A 10,338-nucleotide genomic window follows, 5' to 3' on the forward strand; every position below is an offset into this window, starting at 1 on the left:
TAAGGATCTCTTTCCATTCGCCTATGACATCATGGGTCCAGCAGTCATCCGCACCTGCAGCTTCACGCATCGTCAAAGCCAGGATATATGTCAGTTCTTTTACAGTTGCACCTGCTTCAAGAGCGCCTTTGAAATGTTTCAGCACACATGGTTTTGAGCGGGCCTTTATGGAAAGAGCAAAACATATGAACTGATATGTTTTCTCGTCAATGGTCCTTTTATCCCTGTATATCTCATCGATCTCATCAAGCTTCTGTGCAAATTCCGGGAAAAACTCTTCCAGCATCCTCATGTTATTCACCTAACTATTAATACATATACTATTTTAGATTCCTAAAGCACTCTCTACTTTGGCCATGATCTCATTTAACTCAGTTTCTTCCAGGTCCAGCTTTCCGCCCTTTTTCATACCAAGTTCGGTTATTACTATGCTTTTATCGACTGTGAATCCTGCAAGTTCAAGTGTTTTTTTTGCACATACAAGAGCGCAGCCGTCGATGGCAATTATCTCATCGGTTCCCTCGGTGCTTTTTATGATACCTGGGACATCGCCTCCTATCCCGACGGTGCACATGATCTTTCCTTTTCCCTGTTTAGTAAGCTCAACAGCTACTTTGTTTGCCATCTGTCCAACGTTAGAGCCACCAGCGCATGCATACAGTCCGACTATCGCAGCTTCACATGCACATTTTACTCCTTCTGCCATTTTAATTTCTCCTGCCATGACATAACCCTTCATTTACTTTTTTGTAAGCCATTCCTTAACTTTCTCAACCGTAGGGACCTTGCCAGCTATCTTTACATCACCATCGACCACAACGGCTGGGGTGATCATTACTCCATAGTCAAGTGCAGCGTTCATATCCTCAACTTTCACCACCTCGGCAACGATGCCAAGTTCAGCAACCGCCTGTTCAACGATCTCTTTTGTTTTCTTGCATTTCGCACAACCTGAACCAAGTATTTCTATCTTCATGTTATCACCTTTCTAAGCATTATATATACACACATATACACAAATTTATGCACTATATTTCAGTAACCTCTTTTCAGTATTGCTATCAGTTCGTCTGCATTCGGCATGTTCGCCCTTATTTTCCTGAAAACATTCTCCATATAATATTCAACTCTGATGATCTGAGCTTTCAATGTGTCCGTATCAAATACTGCACAGCTTGCACGAGTATCTCCATCCCTGGGCTGACCTACTGAACCCGGATTTACAAGTGTCAATGCTCCTACCGTCCTGACAAAAGGAAGATGGGAATGACCGATGAATAAGAAATCAGCTTCAAGTTCTTTTATATACTCTTGAATCGTCTCTTCCGGAGTATCCGGTTTGATGTAATCATAGAAGGACAAGGGACTGCCATGAGTGAAGTAGAGCTTTTTCCCATTTTCCTCTCTTTTTAAATTCATCGGAAGCTTGCGAAGGAACTCTAGCTGGGCATCACTCAAGACATCCCATGTGTACTCTCTCGTTGATTGTGAAAGGTGCTTATATGCATAGCCACAGCCACAATCCATCCTGAAAGCCACAGCATTGTCATGATTTCCCATAATCGTAGGTATCTTTTGTTCCATCAGCATATCGATGCACTCGCCTGGAGATGGACCATAATCTACGAGGTCCCCCAGGCAGATCACTTCATCGTGGGGTACAGCCATCACCGCATCAAGAGCTTCTTTGTTCCCATGTATATCAGAAATGACCAGTAATCTCATAGATCTATACCCCATTATCAAAGTATATAATAGTCAAATGCAATTCCCGAGATCATTGCCATTACGACTACCAGTCCGATATATGAAAGTCCTTTTTGAATGCCCATGATCCTGTTGATAACGATCATACTGGGGAGGCTCAATGCAGGACCTGCCAAGAGCATTGAAAGAGCAGGGCCTTTAGCCATGCCGAGCAAAGTCAGAGCGCTGATGATAGGAACTTCCGTAAGCGTGGAGAAATACATTAGCGCAGCGGCTACAGAAGCAATGAGGTACGAAAGCAGGTTGCCACCACCCACATATTTGACCACTATCTCGGAAGGAAGCAGCTCTACCAGAATGCCTGCAAAGAATACACCTACCAGCAACAGAGGAGCGATCATCTTTACAAGGAACCAGGTTTCCTGCATCCAGCTCTCTCTTTCCTCCTTAGAGTACCACTTGAAGGACAGGTATACAGTTATAGCTATAAGGGGAATTTCCACCAGAGCGAGATATATCCAGGACTTGATAATTTCAGGTATGACAAGTATTGCCAGCAACAGCAGGAAAAGCTGAACGGTGTGAGCGTGCTCTTCTGAGTTAAAGGTCTTGATCCCATTGTGTCCACCGTTATTCTTTTCATATACTGCATGCATTATCAATCCGATAATAACAGATAGAAGAATTGCACCCACTGCCCTGGCAGCCCCGATATCATAACCCAGGATCTTTGCAGTATAAACAATAGCCAGAATATTGATCGCAGGTGCAGAGAACAGAAAAGTAGTGGCCGGACCTATGCCGGCTCCCCTTTTATAGATGCCTGCGAACAACGGCAGCACAGTACAGCTGCATACTGCAAGGAGACAGCCGGATACTGCTGCTACTGAGTAGGAGATATATTTAGGGGTACTTGCACCAAAATATTTCAGCACCGATTCCTTTGAAAAAAGCGATGCAATAGCACCGGCCAGGAAAAAGGCAGGTATCAGGCAGAGCAGCACATGCAATGCCAGGTATTCCTGCACAGATTGCAGACCGACGTTTACCAGATGTATAAGATAATCCTGTGTCATGTATTTCAAATATATTTGAAGCTTCGTATTTATAGTTTGTCGTTTCAAAAACTGTTGAAATACATATATATATGAGAACTAACATGGATTTGAGTGATCATCAAAATAACAGAAAATTGGGATTAATATGGCAGATGTAACTGTAAATTCAACCATATGTGGTTTTGTACATAAGGTCCATGGAGAAAAAGTTGGAAAAAATATAGTCATAGACATCGAAACTGATTGTGAGAAGATCAAAAAGATGTCGCATATGGAAATACCAATGGACCAGACGCTTGATATCAAGGACAATTACGTTATGACAAAAGCCCAGGAAGCTAAATGCTCAGCAAACTGCCTTGTGCCTTGCGGAGTATTGCATGTATGCAGAATGGAAATGGGACTATTGTCTCCATCATTAGCTAAAAAGTCTGGGGACATTAGCATCTCCTTTTAATAACTTGATCTTTTTGAGATAAAATGAGCAGATCATATTTCTTATCCGAGGAAAGTGGATGAGGATACCGGAACAGTTATCAAAAGAAATAGAAGTCCTCGGCGGAGTAGATAAGATCATAGAAAAACTGCCTGATGAAAATAGAATGATTGAGCAAAGCCTGATATACGCTGCACTTTCATCACCCATCAGGTTAAAGATCCTAAATCTTCTCTCGATACAGCCACTTTGTGCCTGTGTCATCCAGAAGATAACAAAGACTTCGCCATCAAAGCTTTCTTACCACCTTTCGCTATTAACTAACAATAATTTGATCGAAGGTGACAGGGAAGGATCATGGATAACATACAGCCTTACCGAGTCAGGAAGACAGTATGTTCTGAAAAAAGTGTAACAGGGACTTATATGTGGCACTGTCACCATTTACATTTGTTATGAACTGCCATTATTGTTACCGTATGTGCCCCTGATAGCCATCATAGGGTCTCCAACTCCCACTACTGTAATTCTCGTCTCGAGAGGAGGATGAGGCCAGTTATCAGGAGATGTCGTGTGTTTTGATAAATTTATGATCGTGTCTTCTTTTATTATACCGCATCGTTTCTCATAGTTAAGTACTAGCGAGTGCCCCATTTTCGTGGCATAGTCCACAGCATCACTATACCTCTCAAAACGCTCCCTGCCTTCGGAGGAAAATACAAGGAAATCACTGTCGGGATTCATCAAAGAAGCGGGCTTTATCATTATTTCCACCCTTTTTACACTTTTTCCGACAAGTGCTCCTACAGCATTCCCCACACTGGCAAATTGCGGAACCTGCACATCCGCATCGATCAGGGATCTCAATTCAGCCACATATGCAGAAACCGGCCCTCCAAGCAATACCACGGGAATATCTGTCTTGAACCTTGCAGGATAGTTCCTGCTCAGCACCTCATCGATCGCATTTTTTGGAATAGTGGGTATGAGGAAGGACATCAGATCATGGGCCATATTCATGGCAAAAAGGTCTTTTACATGTCTGCAGAACTCGTATTTGCCCATGTTCGCATACTTGGAAAGATAAACAGCTCCTGTCTCCGATGCTTCTTTGTTCCATTGCTCATATTCCCCAAGCACATGGAGCACATCAGTAGGTGTAAAGGCTATAGACTGGATGAGCCTTTTATTTATGAGCGAATCAAGCGCTTTATCAACGAGCATTATTTCTCTGGCATCTGTCATATCGGTCAGTTCGAGGACGGAGACGGGTTCATCACCAATTGACCTGAGTATCTCCTTTTCCTTTTCCCGCAGGCCAGTAGCTTCATACTCGGTTCTGACCACGAACTTGGTTTGCTGATAGTTTTCATTCGTATCTTTACGCAGGACCATTTTATTATGTTTCAGACGATAAAGAAAATCAGGGAAAAGAGTTGCTGCAACACACAAAGGAATAACTCTCCTGGGACCGATATTCACGTTTTTATCTTTGACCCAAACATGACTATCCCCTCCCAGAGCAGAGGTTTCCATGGTCATGGCTTTGACCCGTGTTTTCCAGCCACCCACCATGCAACCTTCGGAACTTATCTGAGGAATACCCGATTTAATCGCTGATACATCTGTACTTGTGCCTCCCACATCAATAACTGCACATGTGTCTACCTTTGCAAGGTAGGAAGCGCCGAGGATGCTTGCAGCTGGCCCTGAAAATATCGTTTCGATGGGTTTCTCCAATGCATCCTCTATATTATAGACCGAACCATCACACTTGAGCATCAAGAGCCTTGCATTGATACCTCTCTTCCTGATATCTGAAGCTACGGCATTGACAAATTGGTAGGTGATGGGGATCAACTGGGCATTAAGGGCTGCAGTCACAGCTCTTTCATAAACTCCCAGTTCCTGTGAAAGCTCGTGCCCACACACGACAGGTAGGTCTGTGATACTAAGGATCATGCTCTTTACAGCAAGTTCATGATCAGGGTTGCGGGTACCGAAGTAAGCGGACACGGCATAGGCTGAAACCCAGGATCTGGATGCTTCTACATACTCTCTGACAGCTTCAGTGTCTAAGGGATACTCTTCTTCACCGTTAGTATCATGGCCGCCTGAAACAAAAACGACACTTTCAGCAGGATATTCTTTGTCTGTTGCCTGCTCTCCTACTAATATAAGTCCTACTGGCCTGCCGGTGTTTTCAAGAAGCGCATTTGTGGAAAGGGTCGTAGATACTGATACAAGATTGACATTTTTTAGATACTGCTGATCCAGTGAATCCAGTACGTTTTTAATTCCTTGCTGGATGTCAGGGTAAGTGGTAAAAGATTTTTTTGCATCAACAATCGCTCCATCTGACCCCCTTAAAATAACAGCGTCAGTATATGTCCCCCCGGCATCAATACCTAAACCATAATGCATTCTTATCACCTTTTTAAATGAGAGTTGACCAAAGCACTTCTTCACAGACAGTTCAGACAAATTTTTTAAGTAAACAGCGTTAATTAAATACTTACCTATCAGAAGTAGTATTTCAAAGATATTAAAAATACTCGGTTGAATTTATCCACACATAAAGGCAAGATAAGTGAGTTGAAAGCAAATGTGGGAAGACAACTCAGGAGAGAAGCTTGGAGACTAAACACATGAATTTGACATGGTTGTGGATTGAAGGCGGAAGTCTTCAATATGAACTTCCTATAAAGTGTTTCGGAGATTGCCTGGATCACATATTGAACTGCCTTGCTCAGAGAAGCCAAAAGTAACAGAAAAATATGTGTGTACTACACATGGGGAAAGAGGTTTGCCTGTTTTCTTACAGTCCTGTTTAGCAAGTATTTTTTATACTTGAACAATCTTCTGACATACATGTACCCTACAGGAGAAGCATCGCTCTTCCTATCGTTTCTGGCTTCATTCAATAGGTCTTCGGCCCTTGCGTGTGACTCGTTGACTTCAAAGAACATCTTAAAAGGAGAAACGGTGTCTTTCCATAGAAACATGAACGAACTGTTCGTTCCAACTTTCAACGTATCGTCCAAAGTGGACCCTTTAGCAATGCAAAGCAGCTATAGGAAATTACAACTAATATACATAAAAGTATTATGTGCATGCATTAAGAACCATACTGAAAGAAACTACCCAGTGTGAGTTAAATAACTATCCTGAAGGAATCAATAATGCTGAAGATAGGAATAGTCGGATGCGGGACAATAGGCACTGGCATCTGTAAAGCGATCGATGATGGCTTGATAGAAACTGAAGTTTATGCTATCTATGACAGGAACGCTGAAAACATAGAGAGGCTTCTGACCTCACTGGTCAATCTTCGGCCTGCTGTGATGGAAATTGAAGAAATGGTCAAACATATAGACCTGCTGGTTGAATGTGCCTCTCAGGGAGCGGTCTATGAAGTAGTACCGGCGGCCCTGCATGCCGGATGCGATGTAATGATCATGAGCGTAGGGGCTTTTGCAGATGAAAAGCTGTTCAAGACCATTTATAGTATTGCAAAAGAAATGGACTGCAAGATATATTTGCCATCTGGTGCCATCGCAGGTCTTGACGGACTTAAATCTGCGGCTTCTGAACAGATATATTCCGTAACATTGACCACACAGAAACCTCCTGCAGGTCTGGCTGGTGCTCCCTTTGTGATACAGAACAATATAGATCTGGAAGAGATCAAAAGCAGGACAGTTATCTTTGAAGGAACTGCAAGTGAAGCTGTAAAAGGATTTCCGGCAAATGTGAATGTTGCTGCTACACTCAGCCTGGCAGGCATTGGCTTTGAAAAGACAAAGGTAAGGATCGTGGCAAATCCGGCACTATGCCGTAACATCCATGAGATCACGGTTGAAGGCAGCTTTGGGAAACTGACCTCAAAGGTCGAGAACGTGCCTTCTCCCACTAATCCAAAGAGCAGTTTTCTTGCGTCCCTTTCTGCCATCGCAACGCTGAAAAGGATCACCGATCCGCTACAGGTGGGTACTTGAAGAAAAAGTGGTAAATAAAAACTGCAAAATGTATCTTAAGATCAGTGGATCCTGATCAATTCCTTCGATAAGATATAAATCAAATCAACACCTCAGTGCGGTGATCGTATGCCTGATACAATGGAACTGAAAAAAAAGATAGCTGAACTAAAAAAAGAGCGTAATGCTGTTATCCTTGCCCACAACTATGAGCGTGGAGAGATCCAGGATATTGCTGATTTCCTGGGCGATTCCCTGGAGCTCAGCCAGAAAGCAGTAGAGCTTGATGCAGATGTCATCGTTTTCTGCGGCGTGCATTTTATGGCAGAGAGCGCTGCAGTGCTCAGTCCTGATAAGATCGTGCTGCTTCCAGAAATAGATGCAAGGTGTCCTATGGCCGATATGGCCAGGGTTGATTCCCTGCGCAGCCTTAAACAACAGCATCCTGATGCTGCTGTGATATGCTATGTGAACACGACAGCTGAGATCAAAGCAGAGTGCGATATCTGCTGTACTTCCGCTAATGCTATCGAAGTTGTGAAGTCCCTTGAACAGAGGAAGATCATCTTCGTACCGGACAAGAACCTGGCAGACTATGTAGCAAGGAACACGGACAAACAGATCATACCTTGGGTAGGGTATTGTCCTACCCATAATCAGATACTTCCAATAGATGTGCAGAGAGCTAAGAACCTGCATCCTATGGCTGAAGTGCTGGCACATCCCGAATGCAGACGCGAGGTGCTCGATATGTCAGACAGGATATTCAGCACCACTGGCATGGTCAATTATATCAGGACATCCGGAAGCAACGAGTTTATAATAGCTACCGAGAGCGGTCTTCTGCACAGACTTAAGAAAGAGAATCCACACAAGAAGTTCTACGAAGTATCGCCCTATACAATGTGCCCTGATATGAAGATGATAGACATCAAGGCAGTAGCGGATTCACTGGAAAATATGAAGTATGTGATCACGGTGCCAGAGGATATAAGGATCAAGGCAAAGCAGTCACTGGACAGAATGCTTGCGATCAAGAGGAAAAGATAACAGGCTTCAAATGCGTGCATATTTGCAGTTGATCAGATATGGGAACTGCCTCATGGCAGCTTTTTCCGCAGCCATTGGAGTGCTCATTGCATACAACATAATTAGTGGCAGTGCTGGCTCAATACCTTTCCCATTAAATGAGATCATATATGTGGGATCAGTCGTTTTTCTGGTAACTGGAGCCGGGAATGTCATAAACGATTATTACGATGTTGAAATAGATCGGATCAACAAACCGGAAAGACCGATCCCTTCAGGCAGGATCAGCAAGTCGAAGGCTCTGTATTTCTCAGTTTCACTTTTTACAGTGGGGACGATCATAGCCTTTTTTATTAATGTGATATGTGGGATCATTGCCCTCTTCAACTCCCTCCTGCTTGTCTATTACGCAGCAACCCTGAAACGCACAGTACTTATTGGTAATCTAAGTATAGGTTATCTTACTGGTTCTACTTTCCTTTTCGGAGGAGCGGTATTTTACACCAATGATGGTATCGAAGCAGTATTTGTACTGTTCCTGCTTGCGACTCTTGCAACCATTGCCAGGGAAATAGTCAAGGACATTGAAGATATGGAAGGGGACAAACAGGATGGAGCAAGCACCCTGGCTATCAGTATCGGAGCTGAAAAAGCGTCATATATGGCCTCTGGAATTGGTTTTGTGGCCGTGCTGGCAAGCCCGCTGCCATATCTGCAATCCCTGTTGAGCATACGCTATCTTGCAGTGGTCTTTGTGGCCGACATACTATTCTTCCTGGCAGTTGCCGCCATACTGAAAGAAAAGGATCCGGCTAAGTCATCAAAACTCTTCAAGATGGCTATGTTCGCAGCTCTGATAGCGTTCCTGGTTGGTACATGAATTCCCTGTTTTTGACGAGAGCACTAAGGATTTTCCTGAAAAATATCCTTTATCTGATGATTGACATTTCCTGCATGGGCCAGGTATTCCTGCAATATCATGGGAAATGTGTGGGCAGGCACGAAGCGCACTCCCAGTTCTTCCGCCCATTTCTGTATGCCAAAATCGCTTGCCACCACCGCTGCATCCAGTTCCTTGGCAAGTATGAGCACATCGATATCAGGGGCGCTGTCAAGAATGCCATACCTCAAAGCTGAGCGGTACTTGTTCCTGAACTTTCCGATTATTGGCCCAATGACACCTTTTTCTATTTCATGCTCTATTTGCTGTGCATTTTCGGCCTTAGTGGAGAGAAAAAGACATTTAGTGGAGCCTTCCCAGATGGCCTCTTCTGCAACTACCATGCCTTTGTTGATGCGCTCCCGCATATAGGACACATATTCATGGAAGATACGGGAATTGATCATTACATTATACCTGTCAGGAGCTTTTTTCACAAGCCATGTATCGATCTTGGCTATTACATCCGCCTCACATGCATTGTTTTTGGCGAATTCATGCAACTCATTGTACACAGACGGAAAGGGCACATAGCAACTAATACCAAGCTTAAGCCTTGCACTTGCTATAAGCTCCAGCATACTCTTCATGCCTTCACACAGGCTGTCTATTCCCATCGCTCCCCTTGCCTGCAGGTCAGTGAGGGCCGTGGTATCCAGAACAAAACGTTGTCTTAACATGGAACTCCCTGAACATTAAATTGGAACCTGCTGTTATATTAAGGGGTATGCTGGGATCAAAGGATTTGTGGAGAATGACACTCTGAAATGTTCATTTTTCCAGCGAATATTGTAGTGCTTCCTCAAAGTGATCGATACCGCATCTGTCTATCACATCAATGATCCGTTCACCTTCAAGGGCGTTATCCCGGTAATAAGCAACTGTCCTTTCAAGCACTTCGAACATTACAGGCTCACTTACCGTTTTAAGGACCCTGATCCCCATGCGTGGTTTTCTGCCGACCTTTCCTCCCACATAGATAGTAAAACCCTCATTTGCAGTCTGCATGGCATCCTTTTTGCAGACCCTGATGCACTCCCCGCACATTATACATTTATCAGGATCAATGGTCAGCACACCATCAGTGATATCTATAGCATCTACTTTGCAGACTTTTTTGCACTGGCCACATGTAACGCAATTTTCCTCAACAAACTTCGGCTGCACAGTTCCCATGATGCCAAAATCGTT

At 43.7% G+C, this 10,338-nt stretch carries 14 protein-coding genes; 5 read left to right on the forward strand and 9 right to left on the reverse strand.

The features are described from left to right. The 5 genes from A4E24_RS04930 to A4E24_RS04950 form a co-directional block, all read right to left on the reverse strand. On the reverse strand, positions 1-292 hold a 292-nt coding region (locus tag A4E24_RS04930), incomplete at its 3' end, for a carboxymuconolactone decarboxylase family protein (RefSeq protein WP_292352172.1). A 33-nt stretch (positions 293-325) separates the two neighbouring features. Beyond that, the gene (locus tag A4E24_RS04935) at positions 326-706 is read right to left on the reverse strand and encodes a putative zinc-binding protein (protein WP_292352173.1); all 381 of its coding nucleotides are present in this window, start codon (positions 704-706) and stop codon (positions 326-328) included. Positions 707-739: 33 nt separating this feature from the next. Further along, positions 740-976 carry a thioredoxin family protein gene (locus A4E24_RS04940; protein WP_292352174.1) on the reverse strand — a complete coding sequence of 79 codons (237 nt, stop codon included), beginning with the start codon at positions 974-976 and terminating at the stop codon, positions 740-742. A gap of 59 nt (positions 977-1,035) precedes the next feature. Then, positions 1,036-1,725: a metallophosphoesterase gene (locus A4E24_RS04945; RefSeq protein ID WP_292352175.1), complete on the reverse strand. Its 690-nt coding sequence runs from the start codon at positions 1,723-1,725 to the stop codon at positions 1,036-1,038. A gap of 17 nt (positions 1,726-1,742) precedes the next feature. Next, positions 1,743-2,783 (reverse strand): permease, encoded by a 1,041-nt coding sequence (locus A4E24_RS04950; protein WP_292352176.1) that lies wholly within the window; start codon positions 2,781-2,783, stop codon positions 1,743-1,745. A 127-nt stretch (positions 2,784-2,910) separates the two neighbouring features. Here A4E24_RS04950 and A4E24_RS04955 point away from each other — a divergent pair, with 127 nt between their 5' ends. Further along, positions 2,911-3,222: a DUF6951 family protein gene (locus A4E24_RS04955; RefSeq protein WP_292352177.1), complete on the forward strand. Its 312-nt coding sequence runs from the start codon at positions 2,911-2,913 to the stop codon at positions 3,220-3,222. A 58-nt stretch (positions 3,223-3,280) separates the two neighbouring features. Further along, on the forward strand, positions 3,281-3,616 hold the full coding sequence (locus A4E24_RS04960) for a helix-turn-helix transcriptional regulator (RefSeq protein WP_292352178.1): 336 nt from the start codon (positions 3,281-3,283) through the stop codon (positions 3,614-3,616). 38 nt (positions 3,617-3,654) lie between these two features. Here the strand turns inward: A4E24_RS04960 and A4E24_RS04965 are convergent, their stop codons facing one another. Together A4E24_RS04965 and A4E24_RS04970 are read right to left on the reverse strand one after the other, a co-directional pair. Beyond that, positions 3,655-5,625, reverse strand: a complete 1,971-nt coding sequence (locus A4E24_RS04965; protein ID WP_292352179.1) for a hydantoinase/oxoprolinase family protein — start codon at positions 5,623-5,625, stop codon at positions 3,655-3,657. A gap of 362 nt (positions 5,626-5,987) precedes the next feature. Continuing rightward, positions 5,988-6,245 carry a hypothetical protein gene (locus A4E24_RS04970; protein ID WP_292352180.1) on the reverse strand — a complete coding sequence of 86 codons (258 nt, stop codon included), beginning with the start codon at positions 6,243-6,245 and terminating at the stop codon, positions 5,988-5,990. 138 nt (positions 6,246-6,383) lie between these two features. On the opposite strand from A4E24_RS04970, the gene A4E24_RS04975 reads away from it, so the two are divergent. The 3 genes from A4E24_RS04975 to A4E24_RS04985 all read left to right on the forward strand — a co-directional run bounded on the left by A4E24_RS04975 (position 6,384) and on the right by A4E24_RS04985 (position 9,087). After that, on the forward strand, positions 6,384-7,199 hold the full coding sequence (locus A4E24_RS04975) for an aspartate dehydrogenase (protein WP_292352181.1): 816 nt from the start codon (positions 6,384-6,386) through the stop codon (positions 7,197-7,199). A 108-nt stretch (positions 7,200-7,307) separates the two neighbouring features. Next, the gene (gene nadA, locus A4E24_RS04980; RefSeq protein ID WP_292352182.1) at positions 7,308-8,228 is read left to right on the forward strand and encodes a quinolinate synthase NadA; all 921 of its coding nucleotides are present in this window, start codon (positions 7,308-7,310) and stop codon (positions 8,226-8,228) included. A 10-nt stretch (positions 8,229-8,238) separates the two neighbouring features. Next, positions 8,239-9,087 (forward strand): geranylgeranylglycerol-phosphate geranylgeranyltransferase, encoded by an 849-nt coding sequence (locus A4E24_RS04985; protein ID WP_292352185.1) that lies wholly within the window; start codon positions 8,239-8,241, stop codon positions 9,085-9,087. Between the two features lie 23 nt (positions 9,088-9,110). Here the strand turns inward: A4E24_RS04985 and A4E24_RS04990 are convergent, their stop codons facing one another. Beyond that, a complete protein-coding gene (locus A4E24_RS04990; RefSeq protein ID WP_292352183.1) occupies positions 9,111-9,827 on the reverse strand; it encodes an RNA ligase partner protein in 717 nt (238 codons plus the stop codon). A gap of 91 nt (positions 9,828-9,918) precedes the next feature. Continuing rightward, the coding region (locus A4E24_RS04995) for a 4Fe-4S binding protein (RefSeq protein WP_292352184.1) at positions 9,919-10,338 on the reverse strand (420 nt) is incomplete at its 5' end.

The organism is Methanomethylovorans sp. PtaU1.Bin093 (assembly GCF_002067275.1).
In the GTDB taxonomy this organism is placed as follows: Archaea; Halobacteriota; Methanosarcinia; order Methanosarcinales; family Methanosarcinaceae; genus Methanomethylovorans.